The 25,565-nt window shown below is 71.1% G+C and carries 26 protein-coding genes and 1 riboswitch; of the genes, 11 read left to right on the top strand and 15 right to left on the bottom strand.

The genetic code is table 11. The features are described 5' to 3' along the window. Positions 1–23: 23 nt before the first annotated feature. On the bottom strand, positions 24–1,004 hold the full coding sequence (locus CP976_RS20100) for a zinc-binding dehydrogenase (RefSeq protein WP_150481638.1): 981 nt from the start codon (positions 1,002–1,004) through the stop codon (positions 24–26). A 43-nt stretch (positions 1,005–1,047) separates the two neighbouring features. Continuing rightward, entirely contained in the window at positions 1,048–2,208 is a 1,161-nt protein-coding gene (locus CP976_RS20095; protein ID WP_150481637.1) for an FAD-dependent oxidoreductase, read from the bottom strand. A 130-nt stretch (positions 2,209–2,338) separates the two neighbouring features. On the opposite strand from CP976_RS20095, the gene CP976_RS20090 reads away from it, so the two are divergent. Further along, positions 2,339–3,031, top strand: a complete 693-nt coding sequence (locus CP976_RS20090; protein ID WP_167537375.1) for a pentapeptide repeat-containing protein — start codon at positions 2,339–2,341, stop codon at positions 3,029–3,031. Positions 3,032–3,039: 8 nt separating this feature from the next. Here the strand turns inward: CP976_RS20090 and CP976_RS20085 are convergent, their stop codons facing one another. Both CP976_RS20085 and CP976_RS20080 read right to left on the bottom strand, forming a co-directional pair. Beyond that, a complete protein-coding gene (locus tag CP976_RS20085) occupies positions 3,040–3,696 on the bottom strand; it encodes a hypothetical protein (protein WP_150481635.1) in 657 nt (218 codons plus the stop codon). Positions 3,697–3,772: 76 nt separating this feature from the next. Next, entirely contained in the window at positions 3,773–4,273 is a 501-nt protein-coding gene (locus CP976_RS20080; RefSeq protein WP_150481634.1) for a hypothetical protein, read from the bottom strand. 254 nt (positions 4,274–4,527) lie between these two features. Here CP976_RS20080 and CP976_RS20075 point away from each other — a divergent pair, with 254 nt between their 5' ends. Next, positions 4,528–5,922 (top strand): M1 family metallopeptidase, encoded by a 1,395-nt coding sequence (locus CP976_RS20075; RefSeq protein ID WP_150481633.1) that lies wholly within the window; start codon positions 4,528–4,530, stop codon positions 5,920–5,922. Between the two features lie 51 nt (positions 5,923–5,973). Here the strand turns inward: CP976_RS20075 and CP976_RS20070 are convergent, their stop codons facing one another. After that, positions 5,974–6,498, bottom strand: coding sequence for a GNAT family N-acetyltransferase (locus CP976_RS20070; protein WP_150481632.1), 525 nt, complete (start codon positions 6,496–6,498; stop codon positions 5,974–5,976). 92 nt (positions 6,499–6,590) lie between these two features. Further along, the gene (locus CP976_RS20065) at positions 6,591–7,166 is read right to left on the bottom strand and encodes a TerD family protein (RefSeq protein ID WP_086851133.1); all 576 of its coding nucleotides are present in this window, start codon (positions 7,164–7,166) and stop codon (positions 6,591–6,593) included. A 146-nt stretch (positions 7,167–7,312) separates the two neighbouring features. On the opposite strand from CP976_RS20065, the gene arfB reads away from it, so the two are divergent. After that, complete coding sequence (gene arfB, locus CP976_RS20060) at positions 7,313–7,750, top strand: alternative ribosome rescue aminoacyl-tRNA hydrolase ArfB (protein ID WP_086851135.1); 438 nt, start codon at positions 7,313–7,315, stop codon at positions 7,748–7,750. On the opposite strand, the gene CP976_RS20055 is transcribed toward arfB, so the two are convergent. Beyond that, positions 7,747–8,214 carry a GNAT family N-acetyltransferase gene (locus CP976_RS20055; protein ID WP_150481631.1) on the bottom strand — a complete coding sequence of 156 codons (468 nt, stop codon included), beginning with the start codon at positions 8,212–8,214 and terminating at the stop codon, positions 7,747–7,749. The genes arfB and CP976_RS20055 overlap by 4 nt on opposite strands. Positions 8,215–8,262: 48 nt before the next feature. Further along, on the bottom strand, positions 8,263–8,847 hold the full coding sequence (locus CP976_RS20050) for a flavin reductase family protein (RefSeq protein WP_150481630.1): 585 nt from the start codon (positions 8,845–8,847) through the stop codon (positions 8,263–8,265). Between the two features lie 370 nt (positions 8,848–9,217). On the opposite strand from CP976_RS20050, the gene cdgB reads away from it, so the two are divergent. After that, positions 9,218–10,879: a diguanylate cyclase CdgB gene (gene cdgB / locus CP976_RS20045; protein ID WP_150481629.1), complete on the top strand. Its 1,662-nt coding sequence runs from the start codon at positions 9,218–9,220 to the stop codon at positions 10,877–10,879. Positions 10,880–10,997: 118 nt separating this feature from the next. Beyond that, positions 10,998–11,942 carry a carbohydrate-binding protein gene (locus CP976_RS20040; RefSeq protein ID WP_150481628.1) on the top strand — a complete coding sequence of 315 codons (945 nt, stop codon included), beginning with the start codon at positions 10,998–11,000 and terminating at the stop codon, positions 11,940–11,942. An 84-nt stretch (positions 11,943–12,026) separates the two neighbouring features. Here CP976_RS20040 and CP976_RS20035 read toward each other — a convergent pair whose 3' ends face one another. From CP976_RS20035 to CP976_RS20020, 4 genes are all read right to left on the bottom strand, one after another. Next, the gene (locus CP976_RS20035; protein WP_167537374.1) at positions 12,027–12,407 is read right to left on the bottom strand and encodes a hypothetical protein; all 381 of its coding nucleotides are present in this window, start codon (positions 12,405–12,407) and stop codon (positions 12,027–12,029) included. A 91-nt stretch (positions 12,408–12,498) separates the two neighbouring features. Continuing rightward, the gene (locus CP976_RS20030; RefSeq protein ID WP_150481626.1) at positions 12,499–13,428 is read right to left on the bottom strand and encodes a 1-phosphofructokinase family hexose kinase; all 930 of its coding nucleotides are present in this window, start codon (positions 13,426–13,428) and stop codon (positions 12,499–12,501) included. A gap of 115 nt (positions 13,429–13,543) precedes the next feature. After that, positions 13,544–14,755, bottom strand: a complete 1,212-nt coding sequence (gene nagA, locus CP976_RS20025) for an N-acetylglucosamine-6-phosphate deacetylase (RefSeq protein ID WP_150481625.1) — start codon at positions 14,753–14,755, stop codon at positions 13,544–13,546. Continuing rightward, on the bottom strand, positions 14,755–15,696 hold the full coding sequence (locus CP976_RS20020; RefSeq protein WP_150481624.1) for an ROK family protein: 942 nt from the start codon (positions 15,694–15,696) through the stop codon (positions 14,755–14,757). Before CP976_RS20020 ends, nagA begins: the two co-directional genes overlap by 1 nt. Positions 15,697–15,829: 133 nt before the next feature. On the opposite strand from CP976_RS20020, the gene CP976_RS20015 reads away from it, so the two are divergent. Continuing rightward, the gene (locus CP976_RS20015) at positions 15,830–17,083 is read left to right on the top strand and encodes an ABC transporter substrate-binding protein (RefSeq protein ID WP_150481623.1); all 1,254 of its coding nucleotides are present in this window, start codon (positions 15,830–15,832) and stop codon (positions 17,081–17,083) included. 35 nt (positions 17,084–17,118) lie between these two features. Further along, positions 17,119–17,364, top strand: a complete 246-nt coding sequence (locus tag CP976_RS20010; protein ID WP_150481622.1) for a DUF3263 domain-containing protein — start codon at positions 17,119–17,121, stop codon at positions 17,362–17,364. A gap of 17 nt (positions 17,365–17,381) precedes the next feature. Here CP976_RS20010 and otsB read toward each other — a convergent pair whose 3' ends face one another. The 3 genes from otsB to CP976_RS19995 all read right to left on the bottom strand — a co-directional run bounded on the left by otsB (position 17,382) and on the right by CP976_RS19995 (position 20,643). Continuing rightward, a complete protein-coding gene (gene otsB / locus CP976_RS20005) occupies positions 17,382–18,230 on the bottom strand; it encodes a trehalose-phosphatase (protein ID WP_150481621.1) in 849 nt (282 codons plus the stop codon). Between the two features lie 6 nt (positions 18,231–18,236). Continuing rightward, complete coding sequence (locus CP976_RS20000; protein WP_150481620.1) at positions 18,237–19,625, bottom strand: alpha,alpha-trehalose-phosphate synthase (UDP-forming); 1,389 nt, start codon at positions 19,623–19,625, stop codon at positions 18,237–18,239. Positions 19,626–19,698: 73 nt separating this feature from the next. Next, the gene (locus CP976_RS19995) at positions 19,699–20,643 is read right to left on the bottom strand and encodes a glucosyl-3-phosphoglycerate synthase (protein WP_150481619.1); all 945 of its coding nucleotides are present in this window, start codon (positions 20,641–20,643) and stop codon (positions 19,699–19,701) included. Positions 20,644–20,798: 155 nt separating this feature from the next. After that, positions 20,799–20,953: riboswitch (SAM riboswitch) on the top strand. A gap of 15 nt (positions 20,954–20,968) precedes the next feature. Here CP976_RS19995 and thrC point away from each other — a divergent pair. The 4 genes from thrC (at position 20,969) to groL (ending at position 25,523) form a co-directional block, all read left to right on the top strand. After that, a complete protein-coding gene (gene thrC, locus CP976_RS19990; protein WP_150481618.1) occupies positions 20,969–22,255 on the top strand; it encodes a threonine synthase in 1,287 nt (428 codons plus the stop codon). 110 nt (positions 22,256–22,365) lie between these two features. Then, positions 22,366–22,641 (top strand): MoaD/ThiS family protein, encoded by a 276-nt coding sequence (locus tag CP976_RS19985; protein WP_150481617.1) that lies wholly within the window; start codon positions 22,366–22,368, stop codon positions 22,639–22,641. A gap of 447 nt (positions 22,642–23,088) precedes the next feature. Beyond that, complete coding sequence (locus CP976_RS19980) at positions 23,089–23,292, top strand: cold-shock protein (protein ID WP_010035953.1); 204 nt, start codon at positions 23,089–23,091, stop codon at positions 23,290–23,292. 608 nt (positions 23,293–23,900) lie between these two features. Next, on the top strand, positions 23,901–25,523 hold the full coding sequence (gene groL / locus CP976_RS19975; RefSeq protein ID WP_086851161.1) for a chaperonin GroEL: 1,623 nt from the start codon (positions 23,901–23,903) through the stop codon (positions 25,521–25,523). The last annotated feature ends 42 nt before the right edge of the window (positions 25,524–25,565 follow it).

Genomic DNA, 25,565 nt, shown 5'->3' with positions numbered 1-25,565 from the left:
CCGGCCCCTTGGAAGAGGAGGTGTCACGGCTCCAGGACGACCTTTCCGATCGTCCCCCGGCTCTCCAGCGCCCGGTGCGCGGCCGCGGCCTCGCGCAGCGGGAAGCGCTGTACGGCCGGGGTGAGCCGGCCGGCGGCGGCCTCGGTCAGGGCGCGCAGTTCGAGGGTGCGCACCGGGTCGGGGCCGCCGGCCTTCCCGAGCATCACGGGGCCGAGGACCTGCTCGGAGACGCCGTCGACGAGGTAGGGCTCGCCGTCGTGGATGCCCTCGGCGGACCAGCCGAAGACGACGTGCTTGCCGCCGGGGCCGAGCAGGGCGACGGCCTCGCGGGCCACGTCGCCGCCTACGCCGTCGAAGACCACGGTCGCGGCCCGGCCGCCGAGGTGGGCGCGGACCTTCGCGGGCCAGGCCGGGTCCTTGTAGTCGACGGCGAGGTCGGCGCCGCCCGCCTGCACGCGGGCGACCTTCTCCGGCCCGCCCGCGAGGCCGATGACGGTGGCGCCGGCGTTCTTGGCGTACTGCACGAGGAGCGTGCCGATGCCGCCGGCCGCGGCGGGGACGACGGCCACCGAGTCGGGGCCCAGCTCGGCGAACTGGAGGATCCCCATCGTCGTACGGCCCGTGCCGATCATGGCGACGGTCTCGGCGAAGTCCAGGCTTTCCGGGATCTCGTGCAGCCGTTCGGCTTCGGTGACGGCCAGTTCGGCGTAGCCGCCGGGGACGAAGCCGAGGTGGGCGACGACCCGCTTGCCGAGCCACAGGTCCGCGACGCCCTCGCCCAGGGACTCGACGACGCCGGCGACCTCGCGGCCGGGGATGGTGGGCAGGGGAGTCGGCTCGGGCGCCGGTCCCTGTGCGCCCTCGCGCAGGGCGGTGTCCAGGAGGTGGACGCCCGCCGCCCGTACGGCGACACGGACCTGGCCGGGGCCCGGCCGGGGGTCCTCGACCTGCTCGTAGGTGAGGTTCTCGGCCGGGCCGAAGGCGTGCAGGCGGATGGCGTGCATGGCGGCTCCTCATGTCGTGGTGGTCTGGGCCCAGCCTCCAACCTCAAGCTTGCTTGAGGTCAAGCTCCCGTCGGCCGAGCGCCAACGACACCGCCGTCAGGGCGCTGTTGAAGGAGACCTCCGACAGCACGCCCGGGGCCGCGACCTGGTCACCGGCGAGGTAGACACCGTCGCCCCGGTCCACGGCGGACCGGTCGCGCCAGCTCGTGCCGGGCAGGTCGACCGCGCCCGTACGGCCGTTCGCGACGGCCACGCGCCGCCAGGTGACGCGCTCGCGCCAGGCCGGGAAGCCCAGGTCGAGGAGCTGCTCGGCGCGGGCGGTGCCGTCGGCCTTGGACTCGTGCGGGGCGATGGGGATCTGACCCTGGATGAGCTGCTCGCCGGCCGGGGCGAGGCTGCGGTCCTGGGCGGTGAACCGTTCGAGCCAGCCCGGCGCGTCGAGGTCGGACACCGCGAACGCGTCCCCGCGCCGCGTCCGTACGGCGAGGTCGACGAGGACGGTACGGCCGCTCGGCCAGGTCAGGGAGTCGTCACCGAGCAGGCGCCGGGCGGCGTCGAGGGACGTGGCGACGACGACCGGCGTGTCGGTGGGGAGGGTGTCGACCCGGGACAGGGTCTCCATCCGGACGCCCAGGTTCCAGGCGCGGGCGGCCATCCGGTCGATGAGGCTGGCCCAGCCGCCGCGCGGGTAGTGCGCTTCGGGCGGCAGCTTGGTGGCGCGGCGCAGGCGCTCCTGCACGAACGCGGCCGACAGGGAACCGGGGTCGTGGTGGAAGAGGGCGACGGCCGAGTAGTGGGCGGCGGCCCGGGCGCCCTCCTCTCCCGCGATGCCGGTCGCCCAGGTCAGGAAGTCGACGTCCACGGGCGCCTGTTCGGCGGTCCGGCGCAGCAGCTTCAGCATCGGGAAGGGCGGGGTGCGGCGCAGCACGCCATGGTGCCGCAGCCGTAGCCGGGCGGCCTCCAGGGGCGGGATCGGGGCGAGCGGCCCGATGAGGTCGCGCTGCTTGAGCCAGGACCAGTGCGGGCCGCCGTTGTAGAGGGCGTGCGGGCCCTCGTTCGTGCGGTAGGGGCCCTCGGCGGTGCGGGCCCGGCCGCCGAGCGTGTGGTGGGCTTCATGGACGGTGACCTTGGCGCCCGCCTCGGCAGCGGTGATGGCGGCGGTCAGTCCGGCGAAGCCGCCGCCGATGACGGTGATGCGGTGCATGGCTGAGGGTCTCCCTGCGCTCGACGACACTCTTCTGGGAGTACGACCGGCCGAGGGGCCCGGAATGTGACATCGCCCGTTGCCTCGCAGGTCAGGGGCTGTTGTCAGTGGTGTGGTGCAGCATGGGCGCATGGCGAGGAGCGCGGCGGGCGGTACGGGTGCGGGCGGTACGCGGGTGAAGGCCGCGCGGAGACCGGAGATCCGGCTGCCGGCGCTGGAGCCGTTCCCGGGCGGCGAGCTGGAACCGGACGGGGACTACGACGGGCTGGAGTTCAGGGACGCGGATTTCGCGGGGCAGGACGGGTCGGGCTCCCGCTTCCTGGACTGCGCCCTGACGGAGTGTGCGCTGGACGAGGTCCGGCTGCGGCACGCCTCCGTCCTGGACTCGACCCTCACGAGTGTCCGGGGCGTCGGCACCAACCTCGCCGAGGCGACGCTGCGCGACGTCGAGCTGATCGACGCCCGCCTCGGCGGCACGCAGATGCACGCGGCGGTGCTTGAGCGGGTGCTGATCCGCGGCGGCAAGATCGACTATCTGAACCTGCGCATGGCCCGGCTCAGAGACGTCGTCTTCGAGGGCTGCGTCCTCGTCGAGCCGGACTTCGGCGGCGCCCGCCTGGAGCGCGTGGAGTTCGTGGACTGCGCGCTGACGGGCGCCGACCTCCACGCGGCGACCCTCAAGGACGTCGACCTGCGCGGGGCCGCGTCTCTGGAGATCAGCCGGGGGCTGGACCGGCTGGCCGGGGCGGTGATCAGCACGACCCAGCTCCTGGACCTGGCACCGGTGCTGGCGGCGCAGTGGGGGATCAGGGTGGAGGACTGATCACCCGCTCACCTCCCGTACCAGCCCCAGGTTCCGGCCCGTTCCGGGCAGTCGTAGGACTGGTGCAGCGCGATCAGGGCGTTGATCAGGCGGGGGTCCACCTCGTGGCTCAGCAACTGGTAGTCCTCGGCCACCGCGCGGAAGACGAGATGGGCGCGGCGCGATGTGTCGCGCCAGATGACGCTGCGCGGCGGTCCAAACCCGTCGCCGTCTCCCGCCACTAGAGCCCAGACCAACAGCAGCAGGTACACCGGAAAACCCACAGGCCACCACAGCGCCCACCACACCAGCCGGCCCTGGTACCCCTGGAGGGCTGGGCCGGCCACCGGCTCGACGGTCCAGCGCTCGCGGCCCCAGCGGAAGGCGCGGCGGGGCCGCAGCGTGATCCGCCCGAGCGGCGCGCCGTGGGGATCCAGCACGTGGTACACCGCCGGGCGCCCGCTCAGCCGGGAACCCAGGGCCTGCTCCGTGACCACGCGGGCGACCGGCGCCCCGTCCTCGGCGCGCAGATGGAAGGCCCGCAGCGAGCGTAGCCGGTCGGGAGCGGGACTGTCGGGGTCACGGCACAGCCGGACGGAGGTGCCCTGCCCCGGTCCGTCGCCGCTGACGACGGCCGGCGGGTGCACCCTGTAGTCCAGCCCGTAGGTCACACGCCCCTGCGTCATGCTCCCGCTCTCCCCGTGTCAGGTACTGATCACGGACAAGGGTGTCACCGGGGTCGTCGGCGCCCGTCAGCGCCCGTCAGGGAATCCTGGGAAAACGCGCCTGGAGCGTCCAGATCGCCGGATTCTCGGCGAGGTCGTCGTGCAGGTCGGTGAGATCGGCGATCAGGTCGTGCAGGAAGTCCCGGGCTTCTCGGCGCAGTTCGGTGTGGGAGACGGTGAGCGGGGGCTCCTCCGCGGGCATCCAGTCGGCCTCGATGTCCACCCACCCGAAGCGGCGCTCGAACAGCATCCGGTCGGTCGACTCGGTGAAGTCGAGCTCCGCCCGCTGCGGCCGGGACGCACGTGAGCCCGCCGGATCCCGGTCGATCCGCTCCACGATGTCGCACAGCGCCCACGCGAAGTCGAGCACCGGCACCCATCCCCAGGCTGTGGACACCTCGTGGTCGGTCTTGGTGTCCGCCAGGTAGACGTCACCGCAGAACAGGTCGTGCCGCAGGACGCGGACGTCCGCGCGGCGGTAGTCGGTCTGCGGCGGGTCGGGGAAGCGGTTGGAGAGGGCGTAGCCGATGTCGAGCACGGATGTGATGGTGTCACGCGCCCTCAGGGCCTGCCTGACCAACCCCCGCCTGCTCGGCGGCGTCTGGCACGCACTCCCCCAAGTTCTCGGCTGCGCTCGAACAGGGGGGACCCCCATGCCGCGTTGCCGAACCGCCCACGTGGCTCCGCCACGAGGGCGCTCCGGCGCCTTGCGATCGCACGCACCAGACGCCGCCGAGCCCGCCCTCCGGGCGGACGGCGGGGGTTCGTCAGGCAGGCCCTAGGATCGCGATCGTGGCCCGATCTGTACGTCTTGTCCCCGCGCTGACCGCCGTCCCCGTCGCCCTCGCCCTCACCGCGTGCGGCGGGGTCCACGGCACCCCGGGCGGCTCCGGCGTACGCGACCCCTACTTCCCGAAGGCCGGCAACGGCGGCTACGACGTCACCCACTACGGCCTGCGCCTCGACTACGACCGGGACGCCCACCACCTCACCGGCACGGCCACCGTCACCGCCCGGGCCACCAAGGCCCTCTCCGCCTTCAACCTCGACCTGGTCGGCCTGGACGTCGGGAAGGTAACCGTCGGCGGCGAGACCGCCCGCTGGAACCGAGCCGGGCAGGAGCTCACCGTCCGGCCGGGCGAGGACATCGACCGGGACGAGACGTTCCGGGTGACGGTCCACTACTCGGGGGCGCCCGAGACCGTCACCGACCCGGACGGCTCACAGGAGGGCTGGCTGCGCACCTCGGACGGGGCGCTCGCGCTCGGCGAGCCGACCGGGTCGATGGCGTGGTTCCCGGGCAACCACCACCCCTCCGACAAGGCGTCGTACGACCTGACGGTGACCGTGCCGCAGGGGCTGCGGGCCGTCTCCAACGGGGAGTTGCGGAGCGAGAGGACAGAGCGGGGCCGTACGACGTTCGTGTGGCGCACCGCCGAGCCGATGGCGAGCTACCTCGCCACACTCGCGATCGGCGACTTCGGGATCAGCCGGTCCACCGCCCGGGACGGGCTGCCCGTGTACACGGCCGTCGACCCGGCGGAGAAGGAGGGGAGCCGCGCGGTGCTCGCACGCATCCCCGAGGTCCTGCGCTGGGCGGAGCGGCGGTTCGGCCCGTACCCCTTCTCCTCCACCGGCGTCATCGTCGACCGCGCGGCCGACATCGGCTACGCCCTGGAGACCCAGAGCCGTCCCGTCTTCCCCGGCGCACCTGACATGACCCTCCTCGTCCACGAACTCGCCCACCAGTGGTACGGCGACTCCGTGTCGCCGGAGAGCTGGCGGGACATGTGGCTCAACGAGGGCTTCGCGACGTACACGGAGTGGCTCTGGGAGGAGGACCACGGCGACGAGACGGCGCAGGAGACGTTCGACGCGCTGTACGACCACGGGGAGAAGACCTACGAGGACCTCTGGTCCTTCCCGCCCGCGAAACCCGTGGACGCCGCGCACATCTCCAGAGCCCCCGTCTACCGGCGCGGCGCCATGGTCCTCCACAAGATCCGCCGGACCGTCGGCGACGAGGCGTTCGGCGACATCCTCCGCGGATGGGCGGCGGACCGTCGCCACGGGAACGCCGACACGGCGGACTTCACGGCGTACGTCGAGGAGCAGGCGCCCGGGAAGGACTTCGACGGTATCTGGGAGGACTGGCTGTACGGGGAGGGGAAGCCGGAGCGGGCCTGAGGGCGTGCCCGTGCCGGGGGTCGCGGGGCAGGCGGGACTTTGCGACACCCCCTAGGTCGCGGTGAGTTCCTTGCGGAGCACCGCACACGGGCGCTTCAGCTGCCGGTCCTCGCGATGGTCGATGACCTCGTAGCCGAGGGCGGTCCAGAAGGCCATGGCCTTCTGGTTGCTGTCGAGGACGGCGAGGCGTGCGGCGGTGCGGTGCGCCGCGCGGAAGCGGTCCTCCACGAGTGTGGCCAGGCGGCGGCCGTGGCCCTGGCCGTGCAGGCCGGCGTCCACCAGCAGGAGGCCGATCCACGGGTCCGGGTCGGCGGGGTCGGGGTGATGGGCGAGCGTGATCGCGATCCCGGTCAGATGGCCGAAGCTGCGGGCGAGCAGGACGTCGGTGCCGGGCTGGGCCCATTCCTCCGACAGGGCGTGTGCCACCTGCTCCGGGCGGATGTCGTGCGGGTCGGGGAAGTCGCCGGTGAGGGTGTGGAACGCGTGGTTGGACGCGTAGAGGGCCGTGAGTTCCGCGAGGAGGGGTTCGGGGAGGGGCCGGCCGGGGGGAGGCGGGAGCAGGAGGTCGAGGATCACGCCGGGAACGTATCGCGGGCGGGGCGGGGACGGGGAAACCCCCGGGCCGTTGGACCGGCGCCGGGGGCTTCTGCCACAGGTGTGGGCGTCCGTCAGACGTTCACGCCGAAGTCCTGGGCGATGCCGACCAGGCCCGAGGCGTAGCCCTGGCCGACCGCGCGGAACTTCCACTCCGCGCCGTTGCGGTACAGCTCGCCGAAGACCATGGCCGTCTCCGTGGCCGCGTCCTCCGACAGGTCGTAGCGGGCGATCTCGGCGCCGCCGGCCTGGTTGACGATGCGGATGTAGGCGTTGCGCACCTGGCCGAAGTTCTGCGAGCGGTTCTCGGCGTCGTAGATGGACACCGGGAAGACGATCTTGTCGACGTCGGCCGGGAGGGCGGCGAGGTTGACGTTGATCGCCTCGTCGTCGCCGGCGCCCTCACCCGTGCGGTTGTCGCCGGTGTGGACGATCGTGTTGTCCGGGGTCTGCTTGTTGTTGAAGAACACGAAGTGGGCGTCCGAGTAGACCTTGCCCTGCGTGTTGACCGCGATCGCGGACGCGTCGAGGTCGAAGTCCGTGCCGGTGGTGGTGCGGACGTCCCAGCCGAGGCCCACGGTGACAGCGGTCAGGCCCGGAGCCTCCTTGGTGAGCGAGACGTTGCCACCCTTGGACAGGCTTACAGCCATTGTTGGGAGTCCCTTCCCTCGTTTACGTACGGCAAAGAAGCTACAGCTACCCCCATGAACGTGGAGAGGGGTACGCGAGGTTCCAGCTCCTTTACTTTCTTTACGCGCGATTATTCGGATGACGTGGACGGGACAGGAGCGGGAACATGGACGGCATGTCTGGTCCCCACGTCATCCGCGGCTCCGTCTCCCTGCCCGAGGCCGAGCTCATGTGGCGTTTCTCGCGGTCCTCGGGGCCCGGCGGACAGCACGTCAACACCAGTGACTCGAAGGTCGAGCTCAGCTTCGACCTGGCGAGGACCGAGGCGCTGCCCGAGGTGTGGAAGCAGCGGGCCCTGGAGCGGCTGGCCGGTCGCCTGGTCGACGGCGTCGTCACCGTACGTTCCTCCGAGCACCGGTCCCAGTGGCGCAACCGCGAGACCGCCGCCGTACGCCTCGCCGCGCTCCTGGCCGAGGCCACCGCGCCGCCGCCCAAGCCCCGCAGGCCGACCCGGATCCCCCGGGGGATCAACGAGCGGCGGCTGCGGGAGAAGAAGCAGCGCTCGGAGACCAAGCGCGGCCGCAACGGCCAGAACTGGGGCTAGGCCAGCTTGAGCACCCCTACCGTCTGGCCCCCGCTGGTCTCCCCGTTCGTCTGGAAGCCGAGCCCCAGGTAGAAGCCCTCCGGGCCGTCGGGGCCGGGATGCCAGGTGACGTAGAACTGCTTGGTGCCGCGCCGGCGGAGTTCCTCCGCGACGGACTCGACGGCGAAACGGCCGTAGCCCCGGCCCTGCTCCCCGGCCGCGATGTTCAGCCGCCACAAGCCCGAGCGCAGCACGCTGCCGTCCTCGTACCAGTCGATGTCGAGGAAGGCCATGAGGAAGCCCACCGGGCGGTCGCCGTCGACGATCAGGCGGGGCCAGGCGACACCGGGATGCACATAGGCCTCGGCGAGGGACTTCACGACCGGAGCGACCGCGTGTTCCTGGTCGGGGCGGACGCGGATGCCGAGCGCGGCGTCGAGGTTCCCGGCGGTGATCTCTTCGAGGCGAGGGCCCGTCGTTGTCATGCGCGCACCCTAGGCGCACCGATCACCCCGGGCCACCGGGTTTCCGCCTCACTTCAAGTGCCGGTACCGCCCCCGGAAGTAGGTCAGCGGCCCGCCGTCGGCGCTCGGGACGCGGGCCGTCAGGACGCGGCCGATGACCAGGGTGTGGTCGCCGGCGCGCACCCGTTGCTCGGTGCGGCACTCCAGTACGGCGAGGGCGCCGCCGACCAGGGGCGCGTCGGTGTACTCGCCGCGGGTGTAGGGGATGTCCGCGAAGAGCAGGCGGTCGCTGACGCGGCCCTTCATGGCGAAGCGGCCCGCGATGTGCCGCTGGCTCTCGGAGAGGACCGAGACCGCCCACAGCTCCTGCTCCTCGAGCAGCTCGTCCATGCGGGAGCCCTCGCGCAGGCTCACCAGCACCAGGGGCGGGTCCAGCGACACCGACATGAAGGCCGTGGCCGTCATGCCCACGTCCTCGCTGACCGGCGCCGAGGGGTCGTCCGGGTCGAGCGGCGGCTCCTGCGCGGTCACCAGGACCACGCCCGAGGCCAGCCGGGACATGGCGGCGCGGAACTCGTCGTTGCTCACCCCCTCAGCATGCCCGGAGGCGGGCGGCGGAATGATCGCGGACGTGGCGGTGGGAGTCTTCGGCACATCCGAAACGCTAATCTCCGTCCCGGGCGCCCCGCATCGGGCTCCCGCCCGATCACGGTCCTAGGACTCGCGACGGATTCCCGACGGCTTCTCACGGACTCCCGACGCTCCCCAGGGACCTCCGACGGACCCGGGGCGAAATATATGTGCGCAACCTGACAAAGTTTGCGTTCGGTAGACGCACGTGAAGAACGCAGAAACTCCACTCAATTGTTCAGGTTTGCCTGTGACTTGAGTCACAAGGGGCAGGAATTGTTGACCCTGTGTACCGAGTGGGCAGCGCGCTGTGATTCAGTGGCTGGGAAGCTGCCAGGACGATACGCCGATGAGAACCCTTGATTCGCTGCGAGGTCTCGGGGGGAGGGCGAGCATGGAGACCGAGTCGGAGCCCTACGTCCGCCTTGCGTCCCTGCGACAACTGCACCAGGTCATGGCCGACATGAACACGGCCCGCAGCCTGGCGGACACCCTGCAGACCGTCGCGGAGGGCGTGGTCGCCGCCCTCGGGTACGAGCTGGCGTGCGTGAACCTCGTACGGCCCGACGGCGATCTCGTCGTCGCCGCCTTCGCCGGGAACCCGGCCGCCGAGGCCCTCATCACCGGCCGTGTCGGCTCCCGCGAGTCCTGGGAGCGCCGCCTCGGCATGGGCGAGCACTGGGGCGACCTGGTGTTCATACCGCACACCGAGGGCTGGGTCCTCGACGACGACGACGTCCCGCAGTGGTACACCGACGGCCCCGCCCCCCGCTTCGAGGACGAGTGGCACCCGGCCGACCGGCTCTTCGCGCCGATGTACGCGCCCGGCCCGCAGGGCAACGCGGCCTGCGGCGAGCTGATCGGCGTGCTGTCCGTGGACCGGCCGCGCAACGGCCGCCGCCCCGGTGCCTGGGGCCGCGAGGCGCTCCAGATGTACGCCTTCCAGGCCGCCATCGCGATCAGCAACGCCCGGCTGCGCGCCAACATGCAGCGGGCGCTCGTCCGGCTGGAACGCGAGCAGCAGGCGCTGCGGGCCAGTGAGGAAAGCTTCAGGCAGGCCTTCGAGTACGCCCCGTCCGGCATGGCCATCGCCGAGATGGGCGGCGACCAGCACGGCCGGATCCTGCGCACGAACGACGCCCTGTGCCGGCTGCTCGGCCGGCCCGCGTCCGCGATGCGCCGCTACTCGTTCTCCGACCTGGTTCACCCCGAGGACATAGGCACGCTCCTGCGCACGTCCGCCGAGGGCGGCCGCGCCGAGCTCCGCCTCGGCCGCCGGGACGGCACCTACGTCTGGGTCAGCCTGCGCAACAGCGTGGTCGCGGACGCCGCCGACGGCCCGCGCTTCCTCCTCACCCACGTCGAGGACATCGAGGAGCGCAAGCGCCGCGAGCTCCAGCTCGCCCACCGCGCCTCCCACGACTCGCTCACGGGCCTGCCGAACTCCGCCGAGCTGCGCTCCCGCCTGTCCGCCCGGCTGTGCCAGCGCGCGGCGGCCCCGCACCCCGGCGTCGTCGAGTCCCACGACGCGGCCTACGGCCACCCCGCCTTCGACGCGATCGGCCACGCGTTCGACTTCGGGCCGAGCACCGAGCCGTTCGACGCCTACGACCACCATGTGCACACCGTCGCCCCGGACGGCGACCACGACGACGGCACCAAGGGCCTCGCCGTCCTCTTCTGTGACCTCGACGGCTTCAAGTCGATCAACGACCGGTTCGGGCACAACGCGGGTGACGCGGTTCTCATCGAGGTCGCCCGCCGGCTGAGCAACGGCGTCCGCGACGGCGACACCGTCGCCCGGCTCGGTGGTGACGAATTCGTCATCCTCGCCGACGGGCTCGGCCGCGCCGACGCGCAGGACCTCGCGGTCCGTCTGCGGAACGAGATCATCCAGCCCATCCGCGCCGAGGGGCGGGCCGTCCGGGTCGGCGCCAGCTTCGGCATCGGATGGGCACACTGTGGAATGACGGCGGACGAAGTGTTGAAATCCGCTGACGAGCGGATGTACGTCGAGAAACGATCTCGTCCCAAACAACACAGACGCGCGGGCTGAGCCCCAGGTCAGCGAGTGGATGCGGTCTGAGTCACCCGTTTGGGTCACTGGGAGCGGGTAGGCTCGCTCTCTCACGACCCGTACCGCATGCACCGCACCTGACTGAGGAGACCAAGGGATGACGCCCGGCAACAACGGCGCGAGCACGCCCGAGGACGACGACCCGTTCGGTTATCTCTACGCCGACGGGCAGGCCAACGGGGCCCAGCCGCCGTCCGGGGGCTACGGCTACCCGAACTCGGTCAACCGGGTGCGGGCGGTCGGCACACGCCAGTACGGCCAGCAGCCGCAGCACGCGCAGACGGCGCCCTACGGGCAGGTCCCGCAGCAGCAGGGCGGCTACAACCAGCCGAACGCGCACTACGCGGCACCGGAGACGCTGCCCGGCGGTGCCCCCACCACCCAGCAGCAGATGCAGGGCGGCGGCGGTGGCCGGGGCGGCCGTGGCCCGAACACCAAGGGCCTCCTGATCGGCGCGATAGCCGTGGTCGCCGCGGTCGTCATCGGCATCAGCGTGGCCATGCTGGGCGGCGACAAGGACAAGGACGACACCGGCAACGAGGCGGGCACGGCCCCGACCCAGTCCCAGGAGTCGAAGCCGAGCCCTTCGACCAGCAAGGCCGGAGCGGCCAAGCAGGATCTCCCGGAGACCGACGCGAAGGCCCTGCGGCTCAGCCCCGGCATGACGACGGCGTCCGACTTCAAGGGCGCGAAGGCCGACGGCGGGGTCTATGTGACGGGCTTCAACCAGGTCGGTGCCAAGGTGACCTGGACGGTCGACGGTATCGAGAAGGCTGGCAGCTACCGGCTCAACGTTTACTACGGCGTCCCCGGCACCGACGCCGACGCGACTGTGGTGGTCAACGGCAAGGCCAACACCCAGCCCCTGGACATGGGCAACTTCGGGAACACCCCCAAGGGCAACTGGGAGCAGGGCTGGAAGAGCACCTGGGCCATCGTTAACCTGACCAAGGGCACCAACACCATCGAGCTCGCCTGCAACGAGGGCAACAAGTGCGATGCGGTGCTCGACCAGTTCTCCCTGGCCCCGCCCAAGGGCTGACACGATCGGCGCTTCACCACGGCGGCCGTCCTCCCGCACGACGCGGGAGGACGGCCGCCGTCGTTCTGGCGCGACGGGCTCAGGTCACGCGACCCGGCCCCACTCCAGGCAACGCGTCGCCGCGTACCTCTTCTTGCCACCCCAGTTCACCTCGTGCCAGCGGTTCTCGGTGGGCGAGCTGCTGGTGCACTTGTAGTTGCCGCCGTCCACCGCGCTGCACCCGGCGACCCAGCACTTCACGATCTTCCCCTTCTTGAGGGTGCCGACCTTCCGGGACGTGGTGCTGGGCTTCTCGCGGATGGTGACGTCCCTGACGTCACTCCAGCCACCGCCCCAGTCCTGCGCGACCGCCGGGCCCGTGACGACCGAGGCGGCTGCCGGAGCGGCCGTGGCCGCCGAGTTCATGGTGGCGACGAGACCCACGGAGGCAATGCCGGCCATGGCAAGCCTTGCGATCTTGTTCAACGGTAGTTCCCCCAACAAAAGGTCGATCTTGGTCGCTTGTGATCCTAGGCGACAAGGGCGGTATAACTAAGCGATTTCGAGCGGGTGTTCGTCAGGCCGCCGACGCCTCGCCGGTCACCGTCACCCGCCCCAGCAGCTCCTCGTACGTCGCCCGGTCGAACTCGCCCGCCACGGGTGCCAGGACCGTCGCTGCCGACAGCGCCACCGCCCGGATCAGACGATCCGGCCACGTGAGGTTTTCGACCAGGCCCGACAGCAGGCCCGCGACCGCCGAGTCGCCCGCGCCCGTCGGGTTGCCTCGGGCGGAGGTCGGTGGGGTGGCTCGCCAGCGGCCCTCTCGGGTGGCGGCGAGGAGGCCCTCGGGGCCCAGGGACGCCACCACCGCGCCCGCGCCCCGGCGGCGGGCGTCCTGTGTGGCGCGCAGGGGCTCGTGGGAACCGGTGAGTTCCGCCAGTTCGTCGGCGTTCGGCTTGATGATGTCCGGGCGGGCCGCTACGCCCCGGCGCAGGGCTTCGCCGCTCGTGTCCAGGAGGACCGGGACTCCGGCGGTACGGGCGGTACGGACCAGGCCGGCGTACGCACCGACCGGCACGCCGGGGGGCAGGCTGCCGCACAGGGCCACTGCCGAGGCGGACGGGAGCAGGTCCTCGTAGGCCTCTTGGAAGGCCGACCACTCGGTGGGTGTGACCATCGGGCCCGGTTCGTTGAGCTGCGTCGTGTCGCCGGTCTGCTCGTCGACCACGGCGATCGTGCGGCGGGTCGAGCCCGAGACCGGGACCAGCGCGTCCGCCACGCCCGGCACCGCCGCGAGCAGCTCCTGCACGACCTGTCCCATCGCCCCGCCCGTGAAACCGGTCACCGTCGCCTCGTGCCCGAGGGCGGCCAGGACCCGGGCCACGTTGACGCCCTTGCCGCCGGGGCGTTCCGTCACCTCGGAGACGCGGTGGGAGGCGTGCGGCCTGAGGGACCGTACGCGGTACGTGATGTCGAGAGCGGTGTTCAGCGTGACCGTGAGGATCACCTGGGCCGACCTCCCCCCGGACGCGCTTATTCCGTGAACGTTCCCTGATCATGCCAAAGAGACGGCGGTCGGCCCAGTCCTGGAGTCGGCCACCGTCTCCCGACTGGGGGATGGATCAGCCCAGTTGGGGACCGACCACCCATTCACCCCGGCGCATCACGCCCTTGAGGTCGTATGCGGAGTCCATCAGCAGCAGGTCGGCGTACTTCCCGGGCTCCAGTGAGCCGATCGTGTCGGTCATGCCGAGCAGGCGGGCGGGGGTCGCCGAGAGCGCCTGCACCGCGTCCTCGACGGACAGGCCGTCGACCGTGACCGCCCGCTTGAAGGCGCGGTCCAGGGTGAGGGTGGAGCCGGCGATCGTGCCGTCCGTCAGCAGGCGGGCCACGCCGTCCGCGACCTCCACTTCCAGCGGGCCGAGCCAGTAGCGTCCGTCGCCGAAACCGGCCGCGTCCATCGCGTCCGTGATGAACGCCACCCGGTCCGCGCCCGCGCGGTGGAACGCCAGCTGGAGTGCGGCGGGGTGCAGATGCGTGCCGTCGTCGATCAGCTCGATGGTGATCCGGTCGTCCTCCAGGAGCGCGGCGATCGGGCCGGGGGAGCGGTGGCCGAGCTGCGGCATCGCGTTGAACAGGTGGGTGGCGACCGTCGCGCCCGCGTCGATCGCCTCGACCGTCTGCTCGTACGTCGCGTCGGTGTGGCCGATCGCCGCGATCACGCCGTGTTCGGCCAGCAGGCGAACGGAGTCGATGCCGCCGGGCAGCTCGGTGGCCAGCGTGACCATCTTCGCCCTGCCCCGGGCCGCGTCGATCAGCTTGCGGACCTCCGCCGGATCCGGGTCGCGCAGCAGTTCCTCGGAGTGCGCGCCCTTGCGGCAGGGGGAGATGAACGGTCCCTCGAAGTGGATTCCGGCGATCTCGCCCTGCTCGGCCAGCTCGCTCAGCAGGCCCGCGCGCTCGGTGAGGAAGTCCATGTCGCCGGTGACGGTCGAGGCGACCAGGGTGGTCGTGCCGTGCAGGCGGTGGGTGTGGATGCCCTTGAGGACGTCCTCGACCGACCCGGAGGTGAAGGAGGCTCCGCCGCCGCCGTGGTTGTGGATGTCGACGAAGCCGGGGAGTACGTAGTGGCCGGTTACGTCGATGACCTGGGCGCTTTCGGGGGCCACTCCTGTGATGCGGGTGCCGTCGATGGTCACCTGGCCGTTTTCGACGGTTCCTGTGGGGAGGACGACGGTTGCGCCGGTGAGGACCGTGGGGTGTCCGGCCGTTGCGGGGTGCGGGTGGTTTGTGGCTGGTCGCGCAGTTCCCCGCGCCCCTGGGGGCGTTGCCATCAGGTGGTTACCTCCGAACGGTCGGTCGGCAGCAGAAGATCCCAGGCCAGCAGGCCCGCCCCCAGACAACCGGCGCTGTCCCCCAGCGCCGCGGGGACGATCGACGGCTGTTTCTGGAAGGTGATGCGGCGACGGATGGCTTCCCGTAGCGGCGTGAACAACGTCTCCCCCGCCTCCGCCAGCCCGCCGCCGATGATCAGGGTGCGCGGATCCAGCAGAGTCAGGGCCGTGACCAGGCCGTCGGCCAGGGCGTCGACCGCCTCCTGCCAGACCGCCCGCGCCTTCGGGTCGCCGGAGTCCACCGCCTTCGCGCAGTCCGCCGCGTCCGCGCCCGGGTCGCCGGAGGCCGTCGCCCAGGCCTCGCTCACGGCCGCCGCCGAGGCGAAGCGCTCCAGGCAGCCGCGCTGCCCGCAGGGGCACTCGGCTCCGCCCGGGCGTACGACGATGTGGCCGATCTCGCCCGCGAAGCCGTGCGCGCCCGCCTCGACCCGGCCGTCGGTGCCGATGGCGCCCGCGATGCCGGTGCCCAGTGCCACGAACAGGAAGCGGTCGGCGCCCCGGCCCGCGCCGACCCGGCCCTCGGCGAGGCCGCCGGTGCGCACGTCGTGGCCGAGGGCGACCGGGACGCCCAGCCGCTCCGCCAGCAGGTCGCGCAGGGGGACGTCGCGCCAGCCGAGGTTCGCGGCGTAGGCGGCGACGCCCCGCGCCTCGTCGACGATGCCGGGGACGGCCACGCCGGCGGCGGCCGCGGGCGTGCCGAAGTGCTCGGCGCCGTACGCGCGCAGCTCGGCGGCGAAGTCGAGGATGCCCGCGACCACGGCGTCCGGTCCGTGCTCGCGTCCGGTGGGGCGGCGGGCCCGGTGCAGCAGCTCGCCCTCCGGTCCGGCCAGGGCGGCCTTCATTCCGGTGCCGCCCACGTCGAGGGCGATGACATGTCTCACGGGGACAGTGTGACCCGGGGACCCGCGAGAGGTCTAGTCCACTCACGTGGTGTAGACCTTATTCCGATTATCGAAAGCTTTCGTTGGCGGTTCACGCCAGGGTTGGGGAAGAACAGCGGTGCAGCGGCGGCGGATGGCAGGAACGATCGCGGTGGTGTCCGCACTGGGCATGACGGCGGTCATCGGCGGCTGTGGCGTGACGGGCGGCTCCGCCGACGTGACCCTGAAGCTGGTTGCCGCCGACTACGGCGACAGTGCGGCCAACAGCTCCAAGAAGTACTGGGACAAGCTGGTGGAGGAGTACGAGGCCGACAACCCCGGGGTGAAGATCGACGTCAGCGTCTACTCCTGGAACGACGTCGACCGCAAGGTCAGGGAGATGGTCGCCGCCGGTGACCCGCCGGACATGGCGCAGATCGGCGCGTACGCCGACTACGCGGCGCAGAACCAGCTCTACAAGGCCGACGACCTGCTCTCCATACCCGTGCAGGCCGACTTCGTCGGGCAGCTGGCCTCCGCGGGACAGGTCAAGGGCGTGCAGTACGGCATGCCGTTCGCCTCCTCCACGCGCGTGCTCTTCTACAACAAGTCCCTCTTCGCCAAGGCCGGCATCACCCCGCCCAAGACCTGGGACGACCTGGCCGACGACGCCGAGGCGCTCAAGGACGAAGGCGTGAAGTATCCCTACGCCCTGCCCCTCGGCCCGGAGGAGGCCCAGGCCGAGACGATGCAGTGGATGCTCAGCGGCGGGGGCGGCTACGCCGACACCGTCGGAAGCTACGGCATCGACTCCCCGGAGAACATCGACACCTTCACCTGGCTGAAGAACGAACTGGTCGCCAAGGACCTGACCGGGCCGGTCGCGCCCGGCGAGCTGAACCGGGCCGCCGCGTTCTCCGCCTTCGCCGAGGGCGAGGTCGGCATGCTCAACGGCCACCCGTCCCTCATGAAGATCGCCGCCAAGCGGGGCGTCGAGTACGGCATGGTGCCGACGCCGGGCAAGGAGGGCCCGAGCAAGTCCACGCTCGGCGTCGCCGACTGGATGACGGCCTTCCGGAAGAACGGCCACCGCGACCAGGTCGGCGACTTCCTCGACTTCGTCTACAGCGAGAAGAACGTGCTGGCCTTCTCCCGCGAGTACGACCTGCTGCCGGTCACCAGCTCCGCGTCCGCGACCATGGCCGCCTCCGGCCGGGACCGGCACCTCAAGCCGTTCCTGGAGGAGCTGGTGGCCTCCGAGCTCTACCCGGTCGGCAAGACCTCCTGGGCCGACGTCAGCGCCCAGGTCAAGAAGCAGATCGGCAAGGCCGTCGCCCCCACCGGCAGCCCCTCGGGCGTCCTGGGCCACCTCCAGGCGGCGGCGACCCGGGCGGAGAGCGCGGAGTAGTCCCGCTGTCGGTGGCGGGCGTTACGGTGCCTGGCATGGACGAGGACACGGGTGACGAGCGGCTCGGGCGCAGGGAGCGGGACATCCTCGCGCTCGAACGCCGCGGTTTCTCCGGGCCCGGCGCGAAGGAACGGGCCGTACGGGAGGAGCTGGGCCTCGCCCCCGTGCGCTACTACCAGCTCCTCAACGCGCTGCTGGACGATCCCCGGGCCCTGGCCCACGACCCGGTGACGGTGAACCGGCTGAGGCGGATACGGGAGACGCGCCGGGCGGAGCGCTAGGCCTTGGCCTAGGGACCTCAGCCGAGCCGGTCCGCCAGTGCGCGCAGCAGGCGTACGACACCCTCCGGGCCGTCCACCACCACGTCCGCCCGTTCCCTCAGCTCGGTCACCTCGTCGCTGCCGCTGCACACCAGCAGGCCCGGGGTGCCGTCCGAGCGGAGCTTGTCGACGGCCGAGTAGGCGGGCAGGTCGCCCAGGTCGTCGCCCGCGAAGAGGACGGATCCGGCGCCGATCTCCCGGGCGAATCCGGTGAGGGCGGCGCCCTTGTCCATGCCGGGCGGGCGGAGTTCGAGGACCAGGCGGCCGGGTTCCACGATGAGGCCGTGGCGGCCGGCCAGGCCCGCGAGCGGTTCGCGCAGGGAGTCCAGCGCGGCCTGCGGGTCGGCGGCCCGGCGGGTGTGCACGGCCACCGCCCGGCCCTTGTCCTCGATCCAGGTCCCCTGCGACGCGCCGAACCGGTCGAGGAGCTCGGGCAGCTCGGTGCGGACCGCGGCGACGCCGGGATGCGGCTCGGGGGCGCTGACCTCGCCGGTCCGGGCGTCCCAGCGCTCGGCGCCGTAGTGACCGAGGACCACGAGGTGCTCCAGGCCCGGGACGTCCGCGAAGCCGCCGTTGCGCACCGCGACCTCGGCCGGCCGCCCGGTGATCACCGCCACGGCGGCCACCTTCGGCGCGAGCGCGGCCAGCGCGGGTACGGCTTCCGGGTGAGCCCGGGCCTGCTCGGGGTCGGCCACGATCGGCGCGAGCGTCCCGTCGAAGTCGAGGCCGATCAGGGCCTTGCCCGGGTGGGCGAGGAGGACGTCCAGACCTTCCTGGCCGGCTTTCGTGGCGGGCGCCGGCAGTGCGGAGTCCGTGGGACCGGTCATCGGCGATCAGCCCCTCAGTGCGTCGAGCTGGTCCAGGAACCACTGCGCCGGCGGCAGCGCGGTCGCCGCCGCGGACAGCCGCTTGCTGCGTTCGGCGCGTTCCTCCGGGCCCATCGAGAGCGCCTCGTGCAGGGCCGCCGCCGTCCCCGTCACGTCGTACGGGTTCACCACGATCGCGTCCTCGCCCAGTTCCTCGAACGCCCCGGCCTCCCGCGACAGCACCAGCGCGCAGCCCGCGTCGGAGACGACCGGGACCTCCTTGGCGACGAGGTTCATGCCGTCCCGGATGGGGTTGACGAGCGCCACGTCGGCCAGCCGGTACGCGGCCAGGGAGCGGGCGAAGTCGTCCTTGAGGTTGAGTACGACCGGGGTCCACCCCGGCGTCCCGTACTCGGCGTTGATCTCCTCCGAGACCCGCCGCACCTCGGCCGTGTAGTCCCGGTAGACCGCGAGGTCCTGCCGTGACGGATACGCGAAGGCCACGTGCACCACGCGCTCGCGCCACTCGGCGTGGGTCTCGAGGAGCCGGCGGTAGGCCAGCAGGCCGCGCACGATGTTCTTCGACAGCTCGGTGCGGTCGACCCGGACGATGGTGCGGCGGCCCTCGCCGATCTCCTCCCGGAGTGCGGCCATCCGCTCCTCGACGTCCGCCTCGTGCGACCGCTTGCGCAGGAAGTCCGCGTCGGCCCCCAGGCCGTGCACGCCGATCCGCGTGCCGCCGAGCCCGCCGGCGAACTGCTCGGCGCACGCGGTGAACGCGTCCGCCCAGCGCTGTGTGAGGAAGCCCAGCCGGTCCGCGCCCAGCATGCCGCGCAGCACCTGCCCGGCCACGTCGTCCGGCAGCATCCGGAAGTACTCGGGCGGCGCCCACGGCGTGTGCGAGAAGTGGCCGATCCTGAGGTCCGGCCGCAGCTCGCGGAGCATGCCCGGCACCAGCGTCAGGTGGTAGTCCTGCACCACCACCGCCGCGCCCTGCGCCGCCTCCTCGGCCAGCGCCTCGGCGAACGCCCGGTTGTACGTCTCGTACGACGTCCACTGGCGCCGGAACTCCGCGTCGAAGACCGGCTCCAGCGGCGTCTGGTAGAGCATGTGGTGGACGAACCACAGCGCCGAGTTCGCGATGCCGTTGTAGGCGTCCGCGTGCACGTCGGCCGGGATGTCCAGCATCCGCACGCCGTCCTCGCCGACGCCCCGCCGGACCGCCTCCCGGTCGCCGTCGGACAGCGCCGAGCACACCCACAGCGCGTCCGCGTCCGAGCCGATCGCGGACAGCCCCGAGACCAGCCCGCCGCCGCCCCGCTTGGCGTCCAGCGAACCGTCCTCGCCCACCGTGTAGGAGACCGGGCCACGGTTGGAGGCCACCAGCACCTGTGCAGCACCGTACGTTGAAGCCATAGCCCTCAACCTAGCCCGGCCCGGAAACGCTCAAACGTACGGACCTGACCCACCCGGCCGAAAACGGCCCCGGTCAGGCCGCCCTCCGCGCCTGGTACTCGGCGATCTCCGCCATCGGCGGACGTTCCTCGGTGTCCACGGAGTAGGTGCGCGGCTCGAAGCCGTCACCGCCCCGCTCGAACTGCGTCAGGGACGGCCGGATCAGATGCCCGCGGGCCAGCCGCAACTGGGCCGTGCGGTAGATCGCGGCGGCCATCCGGCCCAGCGCCTGCCCGTCCTGGTGCCGGTGCTTGCGCACGCCGATGTCCACCTGGGCGAGGGCGTCCAGGCCCACCAGATGCAGGGCGTCGACCAGCATGCCCAGCTCGACGCCGTACCCGACAGGGAACGGCAGCTGCTCCAGCAGCGAGCGGCGGGCCGCGTACTCGCCGCCGAGCGGCTGCACGAAGCCGGCAAGCTGCGGCCAGTGCATGTTGAGCAGCGGGCGGGCCATCAGCTCCGTGACCCGGCCGCCCTGCCCGGCCGCGCCGCCGAGCGGACGGTCGTACATGCCCTTCACCAGGTCGATGTCCGGGTCGGTGAGCAGCGGGCCCACGATCCCGGAGACGAAGTCGGACGAGAAGTCCCTCAGGTCCGCGTCGATGAAGCAGACGATGTCCCCGCTGGTGACCAGGAGGGACCGCCACAGCACCTCGCCCTTGCCGGGCACGGCCGGGACGCGCGGGAGGATCTCGTCGCGGTGCACCACCGTCGCGCCCGCGGCGGCGGCCACCTCCGACGTACGGTCGGTCGACCCCGAGTCGACGACGACGAGCTCGTCGACGAGCGGCACCTGCCGCATCAGGTCGTGGCGGATGACGGCGGCGATGTCGCCGACCGTCTCCTCCTCGTTCAGCGCGGGCAGCACGACGCTGACCGTCCGGCCCGTGCGCTGCTTGGCGGCGAGGATCTGGTGGAGCGGGCGATCGGTCGCGGACCAGGAACGGGTGCTCAGCCAGCGCTCGACTTCTTCCAGCACCGTGGCGGCTCCTCTGCGTACTCTCGGCGGGACGGACTGTGAGCCATCTCGCGGTTCGGACGACTATCTCAACTGTCCTGGTCGTCGGTTACAGTCTTGAACAACGCGGATGACCATCGCATGTCCGGGGTCAGCCGTTGTTTACAACCGAATACAGCTCATCCAGAGGGGCAGAGGGATACGGCCCGATGAAGCCCCGGCAACCCTCCAGCCGATACTCGTAGGTCACTGTCGACCGCTCCGCGAGGTCCCGGCTCGGGAAGGTGCCAAATCCGTCTCACGGCGAGATGCGTCGTGAGGAAGATGAGGAAGGGCCTCGCCTCACATGGCTGTGCAGACTGTTGCAAGCACCACTGACTCCACCGTAGACCTCGGTCCCGCCGCGGCGCTGAGCTGCCGCGAGTGCGGTCACCGCGTACCCCTCGGCCCGGTCTTCGCGTGCGAGGAGTGTTTCGGCCCGCTGGAGATCGCCTACGACTTCTCGGCCTACGACACCGAGGAGCTCCGCAAGCGGATCGAAGCGGGACCCGCGAACATCTGGCGCTACGCCCCGCTGCTGCCGGTTCCGGCCGACGTGGCGACCAAGCCGAACATCAACCCGGGCTGGACCCAGCTCGTCAAGGCCGACAACCTCGCGCGCGAGCTGGGTGTCGACGCCGGCAAGCTCTTCATCAAGGACGACTCCGGCAACCCGACGCACTCCTTCAAGGACCGTGTCGTCGCCCAGGCCCTGGAGGCCGCCCGCGCCTTCGGCTTCACCACGCTGTCCTGCTCCTCCACCGGCAACCTCGCCGGCGCCGTGGGTGCCGCGGCGGCCCGCGCCGGCTTCCGCTCCTGTGTGTTCATCCCGCACGACCTGGAGCAGGGCAAGGTCGTCATGGCCGCGGTCTACGGCGGCGAGCTCGTCGGCATCCAGGGCAACTACGACGACGTGAACCGCTTCTGCTCCGAGCTGATCGGCGACCCGGCGGGCGAGGGCTGGGGCTTCGTCAACGTCAACCTGCGGCCGTACTACGCCGAGGGCTCCAAGACCCTGGCGTACGAGATCTGCGAGCAGCTCGGCTGGCGGCTGCCCGACCAGATCGTCGTGCCGATCGCCTCCGGCTCGCAGCTCACGAAGATCGACAAGGGTCTTCAGGAGCTGATCAAGCTCGGACTGGTCGAGGACAAGCCGTACAAGATCTTCGGCGCGCAGGCCGAGGGCTGCTCGCCGGTGTCGACGGCCTACAAGGCCGGCCACGACGTCGTGCGCCCCCAGAAGCCGGACACGATCGCCAAGTCGCTGGCGATCGGCAACCCGGCGGACGGGCCGTACGTGCTCGACATCGCGCGGCGTACGGGCGGTGCGGTGGAGGACGTGAACGACGAGCAGGTCGTCGACGCGATCAAGATCCTCGCCCGGACCGAGGGCATCTTCGCGGAGACCGCCGGTGGTGTGACCGTGGGCGTGGCGAAGAAGCTGATCGAGAACGGGGTGCTCGACCCGTCGTTGACGACCGTGGTGCTGAACACGGGCGACGGTCTGAAGACGCTGGACGCGGTGGCCGGGACCGGGCTCACTGCGACCATTCGGCCGAGCCTGGACTCCTTCCGGGAGGCTGGGCTCGTCTGACCGTCGTTCGCTGCGGGCCGGTGGGGGCTGGTCGCGCCCACGCGGCGGAGCCGCACATCGACACAGCCCCGCGCCCCTGAGGCCTGAATCCCACCGGAGGTTTTGAAGTCATGAGCGTCACCGTTCGCATCCCCACCATCCTGCGTACCTACACCGGCGGCCAGGCCGAGGTCGCCGCCGAGGGGGCGACCCTCGGCGAGGTCATCGCCGACCTGGAGAAGAACCACACCGGGATCGCCGCCCGGGTGCTGGACGACCAGGGCAAGCTGCGCCGTTTTGTCAACGTGTACGTCAATGACGACGACGTGCGGTTCGAGCAGGGCCTGAAGACGGCGACGCCGGACGGTGCCGGGGTGTCGATCATTCCCGCCGTCGCGGGTGGCTGAACCGGTCGACCGGCTTGATTATTACCTTCGGTAACGGCGGTTACTGAGAGCTCATCGAATTGCCCCCTCCGTGAGAGAAGCGGAGGGGGCAATTCTGTGTGATTGAGCGCGGTACAGTTGGGGAACGCAGCGCCGATCTCCTGATCGGAAGCCCTTAATTCCTGCCGCGCGCCCGACAAGATGTAGCCAAAGTGTGTGCGTCTTTCGCGGCTTTTGTTCCTTTTGTGTGGCCCGACTTGCCCTGAAGTCGGGCGAATTCTCCCCACATTCCGGATCCTGCGCGTCCAGAATTCTCGTCCGATTGACCTGTTGCAGACGGCAGTTGGACAGATACATTCAGCCGCGGTCGACGCGTTCCGGCGCACGCCCCCAACCGTGGGGGGTGAGGTCTGACCCGGGTCCGCGAAGTGTGGATCTGTGCAAGGGCCAGTAATAGGGGAGTTAGGCATGGCTCAGGGCACCGTCAAGTGGTTCAACGCGGAGAAGGGGTACGGCTTCATCGCGGTCGACGGTGGTGCGGATGTTTTCGTCCACTACAGCGCGATCCAGATGGACGGCTACCGCACCCTGGAGGAGGGCCAGCGGGTCGAGTTCGAGATCTCGCAGGGCCAGAAGGGACCGCAGGCCGACATGGTTCGCGTCTCTGCCTGAACGCGCACCACGACCAGCGCAAGCGACCGGTCTTCTCTGAAGGGCCCGCACCCCCCGGGGTGCGGGCCCTTCGGCCTGTCCGGGGCGGGTAGCCGGGGCGACGGGCGCTCTTCGGGTCGACCTCCCGCCGAGGCCCGCCGCGCCCGAAGGTGCCTCGGAGTCCGCCGCCCAGGTGCAGGGGTGTGAGTTGTTGCCCCGCGTTCTCGTCCGGACCGGCTCGCGCGGGCATCACGGCCGCCGTGGGCCGTCGGTCCAGGCGTTTCCCGGCCCGCCCGCTTCGGTTTCGCCGCCGCGTTGGGCCGTAGGCCAGGCCTTTTCCCGGCTCGCCCGGTCCGCCGTGGCGCTGTCGACGGCCTGTGGCCGAGCCCGGCGCGCCCTGTTCGCCGGGGGCTGAGCGCCCCGCCCGAACCGTGGGAGCCGCTTGCACTCGCCATGCCCGAGTGCTAATCATTGCGTTAGCACTCTGAAGGTGAGAGTGACAACGTAAGGACCGGGTCGGTGAGGCCCGCAGGCCAGGTGGGAAGGAACCACGGGGTCAGCGAGCCGTCCGTCGCGGGCGCGGGCGCGGTCCGAAGTAATCACCCCCAGTCCTGGAGGGACCACTTCACATGGCCAAGATCATCGCGTTCGACGAGGAGGCGCGGCGCGGCCTCGAGCGCGGCATGAACCAGCTCGCGGACGCCGTCAAGGTGACGCTCGGCCCCAAGGGCCGCAACGTCGTCCTCGAGAAGAAGTGGGGCGCCCCCACGATCACCAACGATGGTGTCTCCATCGCCAAGGAGATCGAACTCGAGGACCCGTACGAGAAGATCGGCGCCGAGCTGGTCAAGGAAGTCGCCAAGAAGACGGACGACGTCGCCGGTGACGGTACGACCACCGCGACCGTTCTCGCCCAGGCCCTGGTCAAGGAAGGCCTGCGCAACGTAGCCGCCGGCGCCAACCCGATGGCGCTCAAGCGCGGTATCGAGCGCGCCGTCGAGGCCGTCTCCGCCGCCCTGCTGGAGCAGGCGAAGGACGTCGAGACCAAGGAGCAGATCGCCTCCACGGCCTCCATCTCCGCCGCCGACACCCAGATCGGCGAGCTCATCGCCGAGGCCATGGACAAGGTCGGCAAGGAAGGCGTCATCACCGTCGAGGAGTCCCAGACCTTCGGTCTGGAGCTGGAGCTCACCGAGGGTATGCGCTTCGACAAGGGCTACATCTCGGCGTACTTCGCGACCGACATGGAGCGTATGGAGGCCGTCCTCGACGACCCGTACATCCTGATCGCGAACTCCAAGATCTCCAACGTCAAGGACCTGCTCCCGCTCCTGGAGAAGGTCATGCAGTCGGGCAAGCCGCTGCTGATCATCGCCGAGGACGTCGAGGGCGAGGCCCTGTCGACCCTGGTCGTCAACAAGATCCGCGGCACCTTCAAGTCCGTCGCCGTCAAGGCCCCGGGCTTCGGTGACCGTCGCAAGGCGATGCTCCAGGACATCGGCATCCTCACCGGCGGCGAGGTGATCTCCGAGGAGGTCGGCCTCAAGCTGGAGAACGCCACGATCGACCTCCTGGGCAAGGCCCGCAAGGTCGTCATCACCAAGGACGAGACCACCATCGTCGACGGTGCCGGCTCCGCCGACCAGGTCCAGGGCCGGGTCAACCAGATCCGCGCCGAGATCGAGAACAGCGACTCGGACTACGACCGCGAGAAGCTCCAGGAGCGCCTGGCGAAGCTGGCCGGCGGCGTGGCCGTCATCAAGGCCGGTGCCGCCACCGAGGTGGAGCTCAAGGAGCGCAAGCACCGCATCGAGGACGCCGTGCGCAACGCCAAGGCGGCCGTCGAGGAGGGCATCGTCGCCGGTGGTGGCGTGGCCCTGCTCCAGGCCTCCCAGGTGTTCGAGAAGCTGGAGCTCGAGGGTGACGAGGCGACCGGCGCCAACGCCGTGAAGCTCGCCCTGGAGGCCCCGCTGAAGCAGATCGCCGTCAACGGTGGTCTCGAGGGCGGCGTCGTCGTGGAGAAGGTCCGCAACCTCCAGGTCGGCCACGGCCTGAACGCCGCGACCGGTGAGTATGTCGACATGATCGCCGAGGGCATCATCGACCCGGCGAAGGTGACCCGTTCCGCTCTGCAGAACGCCGCCTCCATCGCCGCGCTGTTCCTCACCACCGAGGCCGTCATCGCCGACAAGCCGGAGAAGTCCGCCGCGCCCGCCGGCGGCGGCATGCCGGGCGGTGACATGGACTTCTGATCGACCCGGTCGATCAACGTCCTTGCCGAGGGCGGCACTTCC

It is taken from the genome of Streptomyces coeruleorubidus, from assembly GCF_008705135.1.
GTDB classification, from domain to species: domain Bacteria; phylum Actinomycetota; class Actinomycetes; order Streptomycetales; family Streptomycetaceae; genus Streptomyces; species Streptomyces coeruleofuscus.
The sequence above is the reverse complement of the archived record's forward strand: the minus strand, read 5'-3'. Positions and strand labels throughout refer to the sequence as shown.

Coding starts and splice junctions, on each gene's coding strand:
- thrC (WP_150481618.1), top strand. CDS start 20,969: ATGGCTGTGCAGACTGTTGCAAGCACCACTGACTCCACCGTAGACCTC.
- CP976_RS20000 (WP_150481620.1), bottom strand. CDS start 19,625: ATGGCTTCAACGTACGGTGCTGCACAGGTGCTGGTGGCCTCCAACCGT.
- CP976_RS19980 (WP_010035953.1), top strand. CDS start 23,089: ATGGCTCAGGGCACCGTCAAGTGGTTCAACGCGGAGAAGGGGTACGGC.
- CP976_RS20065 (WP_086851133.1), bottom strand. CDS start 7,166: ATGGCTGTAAGCCTGTCCAAGGGTGGCAACGTCTCGCTCACCAAGGAG.
- CP976_RS20100 (WP_150481638.1), bottom strand. CDS start 1,004: ATGCACGCCATCCGCCTGCACGCCTTCGGCCCGGCCGAGAACCTCACC.
- groL (WP_086851161.1), top strand. CDS start 23,901: ATGGCCAAGATCATCGCGTTCGACGAGGAGGCGCGGCGCGGCCTCGAG.
- CP976_RS20010 (WP_150481622.1), top strand. CDS start 17,119: ATGGACGAGGACACGGGTGACGAGCGGCTCGGGCGCAGGGAGCGGGAC.
- CP976_RS20040 (WP_150481628.1), top strand. CDS start 10,998: ATGACGCCCGGCAACAACGGCGCGAGCACGCCCGAGGACGACGACCCG.
- CP976_RS20055 (WP_150481631.1), bottom strand. CDS start 8,214: ATGACAACGACGGGCCCTCGCCTCGAAGAGATCACCGCCGGGAACCTC.
- CP976_RS20085 (WP_150481635.1), bottom strand. CDS start 3,696: ATGACGCAGGGGCGTGTGACCTACGGGCTGGACTACAGGGTGCACCCG.
- cdgB (WP_150481629.1), top strand. CDS start 9,218: ATGGAGACCGAGTCGGAGCCCTACGTCCGCCTTGCGTCCCTGCGACAA.
- CP976_RS20090 (WP_167537375.1), top strand. CDS start 2,339: ATGGCGAGGAGCGCGGCGGGCGGTACGGGTGCGGGCGGTACGCGGGTG.
- CP976_RS20015 (WP_150481623.1), top strand. CDS start 15,830: ATGGCAGGAACGATCGCGGTGGTGTCCGCACTGGGCATGACGGCGGTC.
- CP976_RS19985 (WP_150481617.1), top strand. CDS start 22,366: ATGAGCGTCACCGTTCGCATCCCCACCATCCTGCGTACCTACACCGGC.
- CP976_RS20095 (WP_150481637.1), bottom strand. CDS start 2,208: ATGCACCGCATCACCGTCATCGGCGGCGGCTTCGCCGGACTGACCGCC.
- otsB (WP_150481621.1), bottom strand. CDS start 18,230: ATGACCGGTCCCACGGACTCCGCACTGCCGGCGCCCGCCACGAAAGCC.
- arfB (WP_086851135.1), top strand. CDS start 7,313: ATGGACGGCATGTCTGGTCCCCACGTCATCCGCGGCTCCGTCTCCCTG.
- nagA (WP_150481625.1), bottom strand. CDS start 14,755: ATGGCAACGCCCCCAGGGGCGCGGGGAACTGCGCGACCAGCCACAAAC.